This window comes from Bdellovibrio sp. HCB-162 (genome assembly GCF_047344985.1).
Taxonomy (GTDB): Bacteria; Bdellovibrionota; Bdellovibrionia; order Bdellovibrionales; family Bdellovibrionaceae; genus Bdellovibrio.
Genome location: NZ_CP178861.1, coordinates 1,672,758 through 1,686,876, shown reverse-complemented (window position 1 = coordinate 1,686,876; position 14,119 = coordinate 1,672,758). Strand labels below are relative to the sequence as shown.

19 protein-coding genes, 1 tRNA gene and 1 pseudogene are annotated in these 14,119 nt (G+C 44.2%); 13 read left to right on the top strand and 8 right to left on the bottom strand.

What is annotated here, in order from left to right:
* Positions 1 to 15: 15 nt before the first annotated feature.
* A tRNA-Leu gene (locus tag ACLSSO_RS08315) sits at positions 16 to 107 on the top strand.
* A gap of 162 nt (positions 108 to 269) precedes the next feature.
* Here the strand turns inward: ACLSSO_RS08315 and ACLSSO_RS08310 are convergent.
* Positions 270 to 776: a 2'-5' RNA ligase family protein gene (locus ACLSSO_RS08310; RefSeq protein ID WP_413944662.1), complete on the bottom strand. Its 507-nt coding sequence runs from the start codon at positions 774 to 776 to the stop codon at positions 270 to 272.
* A 253-nt stretch (positions 777 to 1,029) separates the two neighbouring features.
* Here ACLSSO_RS08310 and ACLSSO_RS08305 point away from each other — a divergent pair, with 253 nt between their 5' ends.
* The gene (locus tag ACLSSO_RS08305) at positions 1,030 to 1,692 is read left to right on the top strand and encodes a glutathione S-transferase family protein (RefSeq protein WP_413944661.1); all 663 of its coding nucleotides are present in this window, start codon (positions 1,030 to 1,032) and stop codon (positions 1,690 to 1,692) included.
* A gap of 2 nt (positions 1,693 to 1,694) precedes the next feature.
* Here ACLSSO_RS08305 and ACLSSO_RS08300 read toward each other — a convergent pair whose 3' ends face one another.
* A complete protein-coding gene (locus tag ACLSSO_RS08300) occupies positions 1,695 to 2,162 on the bottom strand; it encodes a MarR family winged helix-turn-helix transcriptional regulator (RefSeq protein ID WP_413944660.1) in 468 nt (155 codons plus the stop codon).
* 118 nt (positions 2,163 to 2,280) lie between these two features.
* Here ACLSSO_RS08300 and ACLSSO_RS08295 point away from each other — a divergent pair, with 118 nt between their 5' ends.
* Positions 2,281 to 2,748 carry a transposase gene (locus ACLSSO_RS08295; RefSeq protein WP_413944659.1) on the top strand — a complete coding sequence of 156 codons (468 nt, stop codon included), beginning with the start codon at positions 2,281 to 2,283 and terminating at the stop codon, positions 2,746 to 2,748.
* 69 nt (positions 2,749 to 2,817) lie between these two features.
* Positions 2,818 to 3,708, top strand: a complete 891-nt coding sequence (locus ACLSSO_RS08290) for an alpha/beta fold hydrolase (protein ID WP_413944658.1) — start codon at positions 2,818 to 2,820, stop codon at positions 3,706 to 3,708.
* Here ACLSSO_RS08290 and ACLSSO_RS08285 read toward each other — a convergent pair.
* Entirely contained in the window at positions 3,694 to 4,368 is a 675-nt protein-coding gene (locus ACLSSO_RS08285; RefSeq protein WP_413944657.1) for a hypothetical protein, read from the bottom strand. The two genes, ACLSSO_RS08290 and ACLSSO_RS08285, sit on opposite strands and share 15 nt — an antisense overlap.
* 127 nt (positions 4,369 to 4,495) lie before the next feature.
* On the opposite strand from ACLSSO_RS08285, the gene ACLSSO_RS08280 reads away from it, so the two are divergent.
* Entirely contained in the window at positions 4,496 to 4,825 is a 330-nt protein-coding gene (locus ACLSSO_RS08280; RefSeq protein WP_413944656.1) for a hypothetical protein, read from the top strand.
* Here ACLSSO_RS08280 and ACLSSO_RS08275 read toward each other — a convergent pair whose 3' ends face one another.
* Both ACLSSO_RS08275 and ACLSSO_RS08270 read right to left on the bottom strand, forming a co-directional pair.
* Positions 4,826 to 5,362: an adenylate kinase gene (locus ACLSSO_RS08275; protein WP_413944655.1), complete on the bottom strand. Its 537-nt coding sequence runs from the start codon at positions 5,360 to 5,362 to the stop codon at positions 4,826 to 4,828.
* A complete protein-coding gene (locus ACLSSO_RS08270; RefSeq protein WP_413944654.1) occupies positions 5,349 to 5,960 on the bottom strand; it encodes an ATP-dependent Clp protease proteolytic subunit in 612 nt (203 codons plus the stop codon). Before ACLSSO_RS08270 ends, ACLSSO_RS08275 begins: the two co-directional genes overlap by 14 nt.
* Before the next feature lie 51 nt (positions 5,961 to 6,011).
* Between ACLSSO_RS08270 and ACLSSO_RS08265 the strand changes: the two are divergent.
* Positions 6,012 to 6,161, top strand: a pseudogene (locus ACLSSO_RS08265) (TetR family transcriptional regulator); the annotation flags it as partial.
* Between the two features lie 48 nt (positions 6,162 to 6,209).
* The gene (locus tag ACLSSO_RS08260) at positions 6,210 to 6,617 is read left to right on the top strand and encodes a TetR family transcriptional regulator C-terminal domain-containing protein (RefSeq protein WP_413944816.1); all 408 of its coding nucleotides are present in this window, start codon (positions 6,210 to 6,212) and stop codon (positions 6,615 to 6,617) included.
* Here the strand turns inward: ACLSSO_RS08260 and trhA are convergent.
* The gene (gene trhA, locus ACLSSO_RS08255; RefSeq protein WP_413944653.1) at positions 6,581 to 7,231 is read right to left on the bottom strand and encodes a PAQR family membrane homeostasis protein TrhA; all 651 of its coding nucleotides are present in this window, start codon (positions 7,229 to 7,231) and stop codon (positions 6,581 to 6,583) included. The genes ACLSSO_RS08260 and trhA overlap by 37 nt on opposite strands.
* A 73-nt stretch (positions 7,232 to 7,304) precedes the next feature.
* Between trhA and ACLSSO_RS08250 the strand changes: the two genes are divergently transcribed.
* Entirely contained in the window at positions 7,305 to 7,730 is a 426-nt protein-coding gene (locus tag ACLSSO_RS08250) for a hotdog fold thioesterase (protein ID WP_413944652.1), read from the top strand.
* Here ACLSSO_RS08250 and ACLSSO_RS08245 read toward each other — a convergent pair.
* Entirely contained in the window at positions 7,699 to 8,586 is an 888-nt protein-coding gene (locus ACLSSO_RS08245; protein ID WP_413944651.1) for an SDR family oxidoreductase, read from the bottom strand. The genes ACLSSO_RS08250 and ACLSSO_RS08245 overlap by 32 nt on opposite strands.
* A gap of 104 nt (positions 8,587 to 8,690) precedes the next feature.
* Between ACLSSO_RS08245 and ACLSSO_RS08240 the strand changes: the two genes are divergently transcribed.
* Genes ACLSSO_RS08240 through ACLSSO_RS08225 form a run of 4 tightly spaced genes read left to right on the top strand, consistent with a single transcriptional unit; the run spans position 8,691 to position 12,240 of the window.
* Positions 8,691 to 9,371: a hypothetical protein gene (locus ACLSSO_RS08240; protein ID WP_413944650.1), complete on the top strand. Its 681-nt coding sequence runs from the start codon at positions 8,691 to 8,693 to the stop codon at positions 9,369 to 9,371.
* Positions 9,355 to 10,404 (top strand): guanosine monophosphate reductase, encoded by a 1,050-nt coding sequence (locus ACLSSO_RS08235; RefSeq protein WP_295905796.1) that lies wholly within the window; start codon positions 9,355 to 9,357, stop codon positions 10,402 to 10,404. The genes ACLSSO_RS08240 and ACLSSO_RS08235 overlap by 17 nt, the downstream gene beginning before the upstream one ends.
* Positions 10,405 to 10,406: 2 nt before the next feature.
* The gene (gene murI, locus ACLSSO_RS08230) at positions 10,407 to 11,213 is read left to right on the top strand and encodes a glutamate racemase (RefSeq protein ID WP_413944649.1); all 807 of its coding nucleotides are present in this window, start codon (positions 10,407 to 10,409) and stop codon (positions 11,211 to 11,213) included.
* A 1-nt stretch (position 11,214) separates the two neighbouring features.
* Positions 11,215 to 12,240 (top strand): ATP-grasp domain-containing protein, encoded by a 1,026-nt coding sequence (locus tag ACLSSO_RS08225; protein WP_413944648.1) that lies wholly within the window; start codon positions 11,215 to 11,217, stop codon positions 12,238 to 12,240.
* On the opposite strand, the gene lysA is transcribed toward ACLSSO_RS08225, so the two are convergent.
* Entirely contained in the window at positions 12,237 to 13,457 is a 1,221-nt protein-coding gene (gene lysA, locus ACLSSO_RS08220) for a diaminopimelate decarboxylase (RefSeq protein WP_413944647.1), read from the bottom strand. The two genes, ACLSSO_RS08225 and lysA, sit on opposite strands and share 4 nt — an antisense overlap.
* Here lysA and ACLSSO_RS08215 point away from each other — a divergent pair.
* Positions 13,456 to 14,106, top strand: coding sequence for a M14 family zinc carboxypeptidase (locus ACLSSO_RS08215; RefSeq protein ID WP_413944646.1), 651 nt, complete (start codon positions 13,456 to 13,458; stop codon positions 14,104 to 14,106). The two genes, lysA and ACLSSO_RS08215, sit on opposite strands and share 2 nt — an antisense overlap.
* The last annotated feature ends 13 nt before the right edge of the window (positions 14,107 to 14,119 follow it).

The following is a 14,119-nucleotide window of genomic DNA, read 5'->3' as shown; positions in this document are numbered from 1 at the left end:
AGTTGTCTTTCGCGTGCCCCGGTGGCGAAATTGGTAGACGCACAGGACTTAAAATCCTGGGCTTCCTTTACAGGGGCGTGCCGGTTCAATTCCGGCCCGGGGCACCATTCCTTCTCTCTTGCACTTCAGACAGTCCTCGCTCTTTTTTAATTGTCACTTCGATTGGAATTTTTGGGTTCGATGTTTTTTCATCGTTCTTGCGTTGCTCTTTGGTTGCTGCGGAACTCGCGCAAGAGAGAAGGAATGGTGCCTTGCTATTTTCGGAGTCTTTAAAGTGAAACTTCAAATATTTGGCGAGCAGTTCCAGTTTCGACAATTCCGATACTTCCAATTTTTGCTTCAATTCTGGTTTCATGCTCCAGACATTTTTCTACGATTTTTCCTAAATCAGATCGTGGGCATCTTATCGCCAAAGTACTGTGCGGAATCCAATTTCCTGGAAGATAATATTCAGAACAACACTTGGTTAATTTGTCATCGACTTCATGGAGTTTTCGATGAAAATCCAAAAGGGATTTAGTAGGCGCGATCCCCAAGAATGCGTGCGCTGGATCGGTTGGAAATGTTGCGACTCCATAAGAAAATACGGTTGGTGGGCTTAGATTTAATTTAGAAAATTTATCTACGATCCTACGAAGTGATTGTTCGTCTACATCTTCCCATAAGCCCAGTGTAATCCCTGGACGGGAACCCGAGGCCTTCAGAAAACTTGCAAGGCCCACACTGTCTGGAGCCGCTGTTGATTCGGTGAAGTAACATTTAACCGCAAAACCCATGGGATAGCTTTAACAAAACCTCATCACGAAAGACAATGTTCTATGTGCGCTTCTGATTCGAGTTCGTCCACGCTCCTGCGGCGCATAAAGTGGTCAGCTCAATTCAGAGCTAAGCTCTCCAGAATGGCGGTTCGATAATCGTCAAGCAAGGGGCACTATCTCTTCCTTTGCTTAACTCAGCGCTTCTGGAAACTTGATTTAAAAAGTATATTCTTTAAACATTCCCACAATTATCAGGATGATGAGGTTTTGTATGAAGGTTTATGTTTTCAAATCACTGCCCCCGTTTCTTTGGGGATACACGCGTGACATCCGTGCGATGTGGGCTTTGGAAGAGTGCGGGATTTCCTATGAAACTGTCGGGCTTGATTGTGGACCCAATGGCCTTCAAGACGAAATCTGGTATGGTGAAATCAATCCTTTCAAACAAGTTCCGACGATTGATGATGATGGATACATTCTCACAGAATCAGGTGCGATTCTTCTTTATCTTGCAGAAAAATCAGGAAAACTAATTCCATCAGATCTTAAAGGCCGAGCGCAAGTTTATCGTTGGTTGATCACGTCGCTTAATAATATTGAGCCCTTTGCTCTGCCGATTTTCTTCGCGGATCTTCTTGGAGATTCAAATCCTCACATGAAGGGACAACGCCCCTGGAACGTCAGCATCCTTGAGCGCTTCTTTGGGACCATCGACGACATGTTAAAGAATCAACCGTTTATTACCGGTGCTGATTTTACTGTCGCAGATATCGCATTTACGGGTGTATTGCGCGAACTTCGCAAAACAGAGGTCTTAGAAAAATACCCAAACATCGACAAATATCGTCTTCGTTGCGAAGAACGTCCCGCCTTCGTGAAAGTTCTCAATGCCTACGAAGACCGTCTCGGCATTGCACGTGGAAGCGCGCGATAGGTTTACTCTCTCAATCTAGAAGCTTCTAGCTCAAGGATTTCTGTCACTCTTTTTAAAAAATCGGCGACTATTCCGAGGTCTTCTTCGGAATAGTCGCTCACCAGCTTTTCCATTGATTTTGCAAATGACTGATAAAGCGGTTTGATCTTTTTAAAAGCCGCCTCGTTAGGTACCAGGATCACTTTTCTGCGATCCTCTTTATCCTGAGCTCTCGCAATCAATTTAGCTTTCTCAAGGCGGTTTAAGATTCCCGTCACGGCTCCCGTCGTAAGGCGCGTGAATTGGGCGACGTCGCCGGCTGTCACTGATGTCTTCGAAGAGTTTATAAACGTCAGACATTTCATATCTGTCGCGTTGAGATCCAACCTGCTTGCGACGGTCTCGTGAAAAAGAATGGTTGCTGTGCTTAATTCAGGACCTATCGCTAAAACCTTCGCGGAATTGCTCTTAGCTTTTCTGTTTTGAGACATCGTAACCCCTAAATTATCTTACTAAATCAAGATATTGACATTTTAACCTATAAAAGGACATAAGAAATCTGCTAAATTTATCTTAGCAAAATAAGATATCTCAAAAAAGGAGATTTTCATGCTTTGGGCAAATCTATCACTTGTAGCTGCGGGCTTCTCATTGGCTTTGGCTGTCGGTGGGGGCTTTTATGAAGGTTTCGTCATCAATCCTCAATGGAGTTTACAACCACCAACTTCCTTTACGCTCATTCAAGAAGGTACGGGTGTTCCTCTTCAGAAATTCTGGATACCGGTTCATATTTTAATCACAGTGTTTATTCTCGCCGCTTTATTTTTAAACTGGCGCATCCCAAGCCGTCGCACTTTCATTCTGGTCTCTTTAGGCTCCTACATTGTTATGAGAGGATGGAGCTTTCTGTACTTCATTCCCGAAATGCTCTCTTTTCAAAAGATCGCTACCAACTCATCGCCAACTGATGAGTTGGTAAAACGCGTGTCGATGTGGAAAACTTTGACTTACTGGCGCACTCCCCTTGACCTTATTAGTTTCTTTACCGTTTTATGGTCGTTAACTTTGGACGAATAAATAGAAGCAACGAGTCGGAAATAGACAAAGCCTTCGAAGAGTCATTGAATTTTCTCTTTTGGAGGCTTCATGAAATTCACCCCAACAGTTCTTCTCGTCATTTCTCTTCTTGGTCTAGGCGCCTGCGCCCACTCTTCAAAACTTCAAGCCAAGACGGCGGAGGTTAAAATGCAATCTGGTTACGCTCCCGTAAACGGACTTAAGCTCTATTATGAAGTCTATGAACCAACAGAAGAGTTGAAAAATCCAATTCCGCTTCTTTTGCTTCACGGAGGTGGATCAACAATTGAATCGAACTGGGCGAAGTTTATTCCTCTCGTGGCAAAACACCGTAAGATCATTGCTATGGAAGAGCAAGGACACGGACACACTGTTGCGATCGACCGTCCATTCACTTTCGACAATTCTGCTCATGATGCCGCAGCCCTTTTGGATTATTTGAAAATCGATAAAGCCGACATTATGGGATTTAGCAATGGCGGAACCATCGCCCTCAGAGTCGCGCACTTTGCTCCTCACAAAGTAAACAAACTCGTGATCGCGTCCGCGCAATATCGTCGCGACGGCATGTTTAAAGGATTTTGGGATGGAATGAATAAAGCTTCGATGGCAAATATGCCAAAAGAGTTGCTAGCCGCAGATCGCAAGATCAATCCCGATCCAAAACACCAAGAGCAACTCTTCTTACAAGACAGTCGCCGCATGCAGGGATTTAAAGATATTCCAGAAAAAGAAATCAAGTCGATCACCGCACCGACTTTAGTTCTCCTTGGCGATCAAGATGCTATCACTGTTGAGCATGCTCTTAGAATGTCACGCACAGTTCAACACGGACGCCTGGCTGTACTTCCGGGAACTCACGGAAATTACATTGGTGAAGTCGCTGCGACCACTTCGGAAAGCAGCAAGATGCCTGAAGCCACGGCTATCATTGTCAGCGAATTTTTAGACCTTCGCTAATTTTGCAAACAGATCTCCACATTCCACGCAGCCATTATTTTCAGCTGCGTGGTTGCTGAGAGCTTCCGAACACCAATCCGCTTTCGAGTTTAATTTTTCTGCAAACCACGCTGTCGGCGTGGGATATTTTATTTGCGCATATTTTAGATCAGGAACGTACAGGCTTGCTCCATCCCAAGGTTTTCTTAAAAAAACCATTCCAATAAAATTGAGGTCGAGTAAAACCAACAAGGGATAAGCCCACCACCATCCAAGACCGCGAATAAGATTGCTCCACTCTCCGATCCCCATCAGATCAGGAAATTTCCAGCGACCCGTTTCATCATCTAAATTATTTTGATGAAAGAATCCGCGCTTAAACATCGCCCACAACCAGCTTTTCAATTTTTGTTTTTTGCCAAGAAGAGCGAATGCCAAAACCAAGCGACTTGCTTGATCGCGACTAAAACAACGAGGGTTCGTATCCCACGTGTCGCCATAAGAAGACCGACGATAAACACCGGGCTGAACTTCCAACTCGCGGATCATCGTAGAACAGAGAGCCTCAGCTTTTTCAGATTCACCCAAAAGACAATACAAGGCACAGACTAAGCCCGTTCTATGAGCGGAGTCTCCATTGCTACCATCTGCCTGCACATAAAGCCCCTGAGAGTCGATCATGACCCCATCATATTGCAGATATTACCATGCTCAAAACGAATATTTAGTTTGCACCAATGTAGTAGCCAAAATGCCGGTGAAAATATAAAAGAGTTCTCATTTCTAAAAAACAAATTCAGGAGTGAATATGAAAACCATCGTTCTCGTTCTTACTACTTTCATGTCTGCGAACTTCGCTTTCGCCTCAGCAAATCTCAAATGCGCCAAGTTTGCAGAAAAAGAAGCGGCAAAATATGCGGAAATGTCTTTGCAGGAATTTAAACAAAACATGTCTTTGATCTGGGCTTGTAAATTAAAACAAGATCCAAGTGTTGAAGAAATCCAATTCGGTGACGGCAGCAGCCTTACAGGAGTTTCTTTGAAAATCGTAAATGGCAAATGCACAGTGACTGACATTTATTCTGGCCAAGACGACCAGGATGGTGATGCTTCTTATGATGAAGCAAACTGCTTGTAATTAAGAAACACCGGACTTTGAAAGACGCTTCCAGTCTTTCAAAGTTCGCACATAGACGACTTTACCTTTTAAATTCTCACGGGCAAAAATTCTCAGAAGCTCAGGTCTCATCAACTTGTGCACACGCCATAAAGTTTTATAAAGCTTCACCGTATGCGCCCACGTAAGTTCATTGCAACCTTCCGGCAGCTCTTCTCTTTTCGACCATAAGTTTTGAATCTGTCTTTTCGTGCACCACCAGTAATGGCGCCACAACGGAAAATCAATAAACACCACTCGGTCCGAAGCTTGAAAACGTTTTTCGATAATATCCAAAGGTCCGTATCCATCAATAATCCAAGAAGGCTGTCCTTGAATTTCATTAAGCCTTTGAATGGAATCTCGATGCGGACGAATCTGCATTCCCGCCACAAACTGAATGGCATCGACATGAGTTAAAGGAAGATCATGAACGCGCGCAAGACGGCGGCTGAGGGTAGTCTTTCCACCTCCTGCATTTCCAACCACCGCGATTTTTCGGATCTCACCTGATGCCATTGATTCCTTTGCGAGGCTGCACAATATGATCTATCAAACCAAAATTTTTCGCCTCTTCTGCATTGAGATAATAATCCCGCTCCATGGTTTTTTCCAGATACTTCATGTCTTTTCCGGAATGTTTTGAATAAATCCCCGTTACAAGTCGCTTAGAACGAACAAGTTCTTTCGCGTGTATTTCAATATCTGTCACTTGCCCACCGATACCGCCGTCACCTAAATGCGGCTGATGAAGTAAAATACGACTGTTCGGCATCGAAAAACGTTTTCCCGTGGTTCCCGCCGTTAAAAGCAAAGATCCCATGCTCGCCGCCATTCCCAGACAATAAGTCGCCACATCACACTTCACAAATTGCATGACATCGTAAATTGCAAGCCCCGCAGAAACAGAACCTCCGGGAGAATTAATATAAAGATGAATGTCTCTTTCTGGATCATTGACCTCTAAAAACAAAAGCTGCGCCACGATGGAGTTTGCAACTTCATCATTGATCGCAGTGCCTAAAATAACAATACGGTCTTTAAGCAGTCTTGAGTAAACATCATAACTTCTTTCACCGGCAGACGTGGATTCGATAACATAGGGATGAATGGCCATAAGATACCTCCTTCTTGATAATAAGTGAATAGTCATTTACTATCTAGAAATATGGGTAGACCGAAAAAAGTCAGTGATTCTGATATATTGTTAATAGCCTTTGAGATCATTTCCAGTGAAGGATTTGAGTCATTTACTTTTGAGCAGATTTCAAAGGCCACGGGTCTTTCTCCGGCAGCCCTTGTGAAGCGCTTTAAAACAAAAAAACATCTCGCCTATTTAGCCCGAAATCGGAAATGGGACGAGAATATGGAAAAGATGAATACCGCCAAAGTTTCTGAACTCAATGGCCTTCAGGGTATTTTCGGATTTCTTCGCCTTATCTCAAAAAGTGTGGATTCAAAAAGATTGGGAGAACATTTGCGCTGGCTTGGAACGGAGGCCGAAGATCCTAAAGTCAGAAAAAAAGTGGCGTCTTACTTTGCAGAAACGCGCCGTATTTTTTATCGTCTCATTCAAGAGGCTATTGCCAATCGCGAATTGAAAGCGGGCCTTGATGCAGAAGATCTGGCAATGACGTTAGAAGCTCTTGTCCAAGGTTCGATTTTTCAGTTTGGTTTTCTTAATGAAAAAAATATTGAGCGCCATCTTACAAACCGAATCAGCTCCGTTCTTCAGCCTTATCTCATCACAAGACCGGCAATCACGACAAAATGAAAAGCGGCCGCGACAATCACAAGAAGATGAAAGATCTCGTGATAACCAAAAACTCGCGGCGCGGGATTAGGACGCTTAAACGCATAAACCAAAGCTCCCAAAGTATAAATAACTCCGCCGATCAAAAGAGCTGTGACACTTCCCTGTCCTAACGCATTCTTAATCTCAGACATATAAGGCACAGCCAGCCATCCCATAATAATATACAAAATAGCGGCCAACCACTTTGGAGCTTTTACCCAGAAAAGAGATTGAATCACGCCAATCGCTGCCGCAATCCAAATGATTGTAAGAAATCTATTTCCCGATTCTCGGGGAATTGCCAACAGCGCAATTGGAGTCCCCGTCCCTGCAATCAAAATAAATATGGCAGCATGATCCAAACGGCGCATCCACATGCGAGCTTCCGGTTGCCACTGCGGTCGATGATAAAGAGCACTGATGCCAAATAGTCCGGCAAGACTTAATGAATAAATAATATTCGCAATAACGGCTGTGACATCATGACTTGCGGCAATCAACATGGCACAGGCTCCCAAAGCAAAAAAGAAAGCCGCCTGATGAAAGTGCCCGCGTAAAAGAGGTTTTGTCACTGCTGCTAAATCCGTTTTCATAGTTCCTCTCTGAAGAGATTCTTGACCCACAGGAATTCTCTTACCATCATACAAGGGGAATCGAGGACATTGTATGGAAATTCGTATGAAAAAAACCAGCGTCGAAGAATTAAACTCTCTGAGCAAAAACACCATGGTCGAACATTTAGGCATTCGACTGACGCGCGTTGAGGACGGTCTTCTTGAGGCCGAAATGCCTGTCGATCATAGAACTCATCAAGTTTTCGGAATCCTGCACGGCGGAGCCTCCGTGGTGTTAGCAGAAACTCTTGGAAGCATTGGTGCGTCTCTTTATGCTCCCGCCACTCATCAGTGCATGGGGTTGGATATTAATGCGAATCATATTCGTGCTGTCAGATCCGGAAAAGTGCTTGGCAAGGCTTCACCGATTCACGTGGGGCGCACAACACAAGTGTGGGAAATTAAAATCTTCACCGAAGATCAAAAGCTGGTGTGCATCAGCCGTCTTACAGTAGCGGTGGTTCCAAAACAGGCGTAGGCGGAATCCAAGCGTCTCGCGACTCTTTAATAAAATCCTCAAAGCGACGAGGATCTCGGTTCATCAATTGACGAAATGACTCTGAGACCTCGTCCGTTTTTCCGTCCTTAACAGCACGGTGGATACTCATCATCAAATCAATATCCCAAGGTTCAATTCCTGATTTCTGCATGGACTTAATCGCGACATCTTCCGTCACAGGCACGTAACACACTCGTCGTTGCACTTCATAAGAAATCAAAGAGACCGCTTCGGCATTTGACAGAGCCCGCTCCCCTGTTAGATCCACAGAGAATTTATGAAAACGCAAAGGATCTAAAAGAATTCGTGCGGCGACTTCAGCTGCATCTTTGGCATGCAAGAAGGAAGTTCGGCCTTCCCCTTGAGGTAAATAAAGAATGCCCTGACGAAGAGCTTCTCCCCATGGAGTCACAAAACTTTGCATAAAAATATTAGGACGAAGAAGACAGTATTTTAAACCACTGTTTTTTAAAAGCTCATCCACCTCGCCTTGCACACGCTGATACAAATACGGCGAAGAGGCGGAAGCACCAAAACCCGAAACTCTCAACACAAATTGCACTCCTGCAGAGCGAGCGGCGCGAAAAACATTTGTCGCTTGTGGGACCATATTTTCAGCAAAAGGCTGTAAAAAGAAAAGGACATCAATATCCCGGAAGGCCTGCTCTAGAAGAGGAACGCTGTCATAATTCAACTGCAAACCGCGTATTCCGACAGGAAGACGATTTAAAGAGCGTGAAGCCGCAATAAAATCAGCCCCCGACTTGTCTAAAAGCTTTACTAACTCTTGGCCCATAGTGCCACTTGCACCCGTGACCATCATCCGAAGCCCCATAACGGCCTCCTATTAGTATTATGCCGCTTATCGGTTTAAATTAGCTTTGATTCTTGGCAAGAGTCCGCTTGACTCCCCTCTGGTTTCACGATCTAAATACTTAAGTGAATTTTTTCGCCGAAAACCTACAGGTTTTTAAAAAAGTATTCCTACCTCTGTTCGCCCTGGTCGTTCTGTCGAGCAACATAGACCAGTACCTGAATCTTCATATCGAAAATGCACTCAGAGACCCAAACGGAGCCCAAAATCAGGTTTACTTCTTTGGTTTTCTTTCGATCATCTCGAGCATTCTTTTTCCGGTGATTCTCACGGCCGTGGCTCTTTACTCTCTAAATACCCTCACGGGCTGGACAAAGTCTTTAGGGGAATTTTTAGGAAAGAATCTGAATCAGATTTACATTGAGACTCTCAGATCTTGGGGAAAAACTCTTCTTTGGTCACTGCTTTTTATTATTCCGGGAATCTGGAAGTTTCTTGAATACAGCCTTGTTCCCCTAGTTGTGACCTCTTCTCAAAAATACGACGAAGGCAAAGAAGATGCGCTTAAAAAATCAGCATCGATTGTTCGTCATAACTGGGGTAAAATTCTCGGAGTGTTTTTACTTTTCCATCTTTTTATTCCGGTGATTCTGTCTTCGTTTTTTGATTCGTATCGCCTGATTTGGAAAACACCGCTGGCAAGTCTTGTCTTGTCAGCGCTGGACACTTATTTGCTTTTGGTTTCAACTCATATTTTGTTCAATATTTATAGAAGCGAGGTAAGAAAACATGACGCTCATGTTTAATTGGAAAGATATTAAAAATCGTGGTCGCGGTCTGACTTTCGACGACGTCCTTATCACTCCTGCACGTTCAGACATCCGTTCTCGTCGTGATCCACATCTTACTTCTAAATTGACGAAAAAAATCTCTATCGAGATGCCGATCATCAGCGCCAACATGGACACGGTCACTGAATACGACATGGCGTTGGCAATGAATCAGTTGGGCGGTATTGGCATCCTTCACCGTTTCATCACGACAGAAGAACAAGCCTCTCAAGCTCGCCGCTTGAAAGAAGCAGGCGTAAAAAATATTTCTGCAAGTGTCGGTGTTGGCGAAGAATTTAAGACGCGCGCAAAATCTTTGATTGATGCGGGTGTAAACTTGATCACGATCGACATCGCTCACGGACATTCCATCCAAATGATGGAAACTTTGAAATGGCTTAAAGACACTTATCCACAAGTTGAAATCATCGCCGGAAACATGGCCACTCCAGACGCCGCTCGCGATTTGATTGAAGCTGGTGCTGACGCAATCAAAGTGGGTATCGGTCCTGGTTCTATGTGCACAACTCGTATCATCACAGGTTGCGGAGTTCCGCAATTAACAGCGATCGCTCTTTGCGCTGAAATCGCAGACAGCTATGGTGTGCCTGTGATCGCCGACGGTGGTATCCGTACATCAGGCGATATGGTGAAAGCTTTCGCAGCAGGCGCAAGCACAGTGATGCTTGGAAGCATGCTTTCAGGAACTATTGAAACTCCGGGAGAAATCAAAAACGGTAAAAAACAATACCGTGGAATGGCTTCTCGTTCTGCTCAAGATTCTTGGCGCGGTGGCGTTCCAGAAGGAATGGCTCCAGAGGGAGAATCCACTCAGGTGAATGTTAAAGGACACGTGAAAGATGTGATCCTTGAAGTTGCGGGCGGAATTCGCTCTGGAATGAGCTACGTTAACGCGACTACTATTGCTGAAATTCGTGAGAAAGCTCTCTTTATGGAGATGTCAGCGAATGGTGTTGCCGAGTCTCGTGCGCACGGGGTAAGAATTTAAGAATGTCGAATTCAGATTCTCGACCCATCGGCGTGTTTGATTCTGGGATCGGTGGTCTCACCGTTCTCAAAGAACTTGCTTTGCAATTCCCCCAAGAAAATTTTCTTTACTTGGGGGACACCGCTCGCCTTCCCTATGGGTCGAAGTCTCCACAGACAATTCGCAAATATTCCGAACAGAATATTCAGTTTCTCGAAAAACAAAATGTCAAAGCCATCGTCATTGCCTGTAATACGGCCTCAAGCCAACTGACAGAGCACGAGTTCGATGGCCTTCCTATTTACAATGTGATCGAACCCGGCTCACAAAGAGCTTTAGAGGTTTCTCCCACGGGTCGCATCGGTGTTCTGGGAACGAGAGCTACGATCAACAGCCAAGCTTATACAAAAAAAATCATGGAGATGAACTCCAAGGCGCAAGTCTTTGATCAGGCTTGTCCTCTTTTTGTACCGTTGGCGGAAGAAGGTTGGGATTCAGATCCGGTAACGAATTTGATTGTATTCCGCTACCTCAGTCCCCTTTTACAAAACCATATCGATACTTTGATTCTGGGTTGCACGCACTACCCGATCTTAAAAAATTCCATCGCGCGTGTGACGGGCTCCTCCATTGAGCTTGTGGATTCCGGCGAAGCGATCGCAAGATGGCTTAATCACGATTTCACCCAAGGGCGTTTAGGAAAAAACACGTCCAATGAAAATCGTCATATTGATATTATGACAACAGACCACTCTGTGCACTTTACAGAGGTGGCTCATCGAATTTTAAAACCTGTTAAAGCGGATGAATTCCGCGTGGTAGATTTATAATATGCAAAACACAGTTCTCTTCTTTGGTGGCTCTTCAGATGAAAGATTGGTTTCAACGGCTTCAGCACAGAACTTGTGTCAGCAATATGGATTTACGAAAATCTGGTTCCTAACAAAATCCGGAAGCGTTCATGAAATTCAAAAAGCGGATCTTCTTCAGCACGCCGATGCTTTCACTCAAGAATTCTCTCCGAAGGCAGGAACACAAATCGCTTCGACTTTAAAAGAAGCGATGCCTTCGTTAAAAAACCATATCGTCTTTATGGGCTTTCACGGCACTGAAGGTGAAAATGGAGAGATGCAGGCCCTACTTGAAGAATTCCGCATCCCGTTCACAGGCTCGGGATCTCAGGCCAGCCGTGACTGTTTTGATAAAGTGCGCGCAAAGAAAACCGTTGCTGCCGCGGGAATTAAAACGACCGACGAACTTTCCGTAAATCCAAAATCGGCAGAAAGCTTTGAAGCTCTTCGTGCATTTTTCAAACGCCATTCAAAAATCGTTTTAAAGCCGACAGCGAATGGTTCTAGCATTGGTTTATTTATTGTTGATAGCGAATCTGTTTTAGAAAACGCGATCAAAGAAATTTCTAAAAAACCAGAAACTCCGTATTTGGCAGAAAAATTTATCGTCGGTCGCGAATGCACCATCGGAATTCTGCAAACACCGCAAGGCCACCAAGCCTTACCGGCTTCCGAAGTGATCATGCAGTCCGGACGTAACTTTGACTACAGCGGAAAATACCTGGGTCAGGGTTCCACTGAAATCACTCCAGCAGAAGTAAAGCCTGAGCAAATGAAGGCCTTGCAAGAAGTTTCCATGAAGGCACACAAGGCGCTGAACTGCTATGGTTACACCAGAACTGATGTGATTCTTTGTGCAAATGATGAAATTATTTATTTAGAGACCAACACTCTTCCGGGACTCACAAAGGCTTCTTTTATTCCTCAGCAACTTGCCGAAGCAAAAATCAATATGACTGATTTTATTGAACTGCAATTGCGTTGGGCTTTAGAGCGTTATAACTAAATACAAATCTCTAACGGCAGTTCCTGAAGATTGTAGATGCTCGCCATGGAATATCCATAGGCACCCGCATCCATCACGGCGACAAAATCACCTTCAGAGATACTTGTCAGAGTTCTATCTTTAGCAAAAAAATCTGCAGACTCACAAATAGGTCCCACAATATCGGCTTTGATGCTTTCCGATTTTTTTACGAGCGGCCTGATCATATGATCGGCTTCGTATAATGAAGGACGAATCAAATGATTCATCCCCGAATCAACGACCACAAAAGTCTTCGCTGATGTCTTTTTAATGTACTGCACTTGAGTAATCAAAACGCCACAATGACCTACAACCCAGCGCCCCGGCTCGCTTTGCAATTCACAGTTTAAGTCGCTTAAAGTATCTAAAGTGATTTTCGCATAATCACGCAAAAGACTTTCTTCAAGCTCCAGATCCAAGCGATCATAGAAAATCCCAACGCCTCCGCCAAAATCAAAGCGCTTTAATGTAGGAAACTTTTTTTGCAAATCGACAAAGATCGTTTTTAAAGTTTTCAGAGCTTCTTGATAACCTGAAAACTCCATCATCATAGAACCCAAATGCAAGCTCACGCCGACAAGATCGATCGAGCCCGTATGCTTTTGCAAGCATTGGATAAGTTCCGGAATCAGCGACAGCTCCATTCCAAACTTATTGTCTTTTAGACCGGTCGCAATATACGGATGAGTTTTAATATCAATATCAGGATTCAGGCGCAAAACCACCGAAGCCTTTTTTCCGAGCTCCCGAGCAATGATTCCAATGCGTTCTAGTTCCGGCAAACTTTCCACATTGATTTGATAAATGCCAAGCTTCAAAGCTTCCGTGATCTCATGGCGAGTTTTTCCGACACCGCTATAGACGATATCTTGAACTGTAAAACCGCTCTCTAAGACACGTTTGATTTCACCTAAAGAAACAACATCCGCCCCAGCCCCTAATTTTTTGAGATGTTGCAGGATTTCCACATTGGGATTTGCTTTCACGGCATAGAAAAGACGCGTACTTCCCAAAGCTTTTTTCATCGCTTGGTATCTTTGCGAGATAAAATCGAGGTCATAAACGTAAATAGGCCGCATATAGTTTGCACACAAAGGTAAGAGCGCTTTCTTTAACGGACCTAGGCATAACTCATTGTTGATGTATTCCATACCGACCTCTGCTAACATCATGGCGCAAGAAGGATACTTTGTCATGAAAACTTCTATTTTTACTTACACTTCTAAAGGCATGCCGGTCATTGCCTATGAATTTGCAAACGGAGGCCCGGAAGTTCTTATCCTGGGCGGTGTTCACGGAGACGAAATTGAAGGGGTCATCGCATCCCAAGAACTTCTAAAAAGATTCATGGAGTCTTTTCCCTACAAATTAAATCTAACTTTGGTTCCGCAGTTTAACTTTGAAGGTGTGATTTTCAAAACTCGTGGCAATGGCAACGGTGTGGATCTCAATCGCAACATGCCAACTAAAGATTGGTCGCCTGAAGTAAAAACTCCACGCTATCACCCAGGACCTTCTGCAGGCAGCGAAAATGAAAACAAAGGTTTAATGACTTACCTAGAAACAAAAAAACCTGTTTTCATTTTATCTTTGCACTCATGGCATCCGGTTTTAAACATGAACGGAAACTGCCGCCCTGTCGCTGAGGTCTTGGCACAAAGAACGGGTTACAAAATTGATGACGACATTGGATACCCTACTCCAGGCTGCCTTGGCACTTACACGGGGATTGAGCGCAATATGCCAACACTGACATACGAAATCGAAAGAGGTCTTTCTGCAGAGAAGATCATCGAAATCCATGTTCCTGCCATCATGGAATCCCTCAAAGTTTTAGAAAAATAGTTTTCTGTAGGAG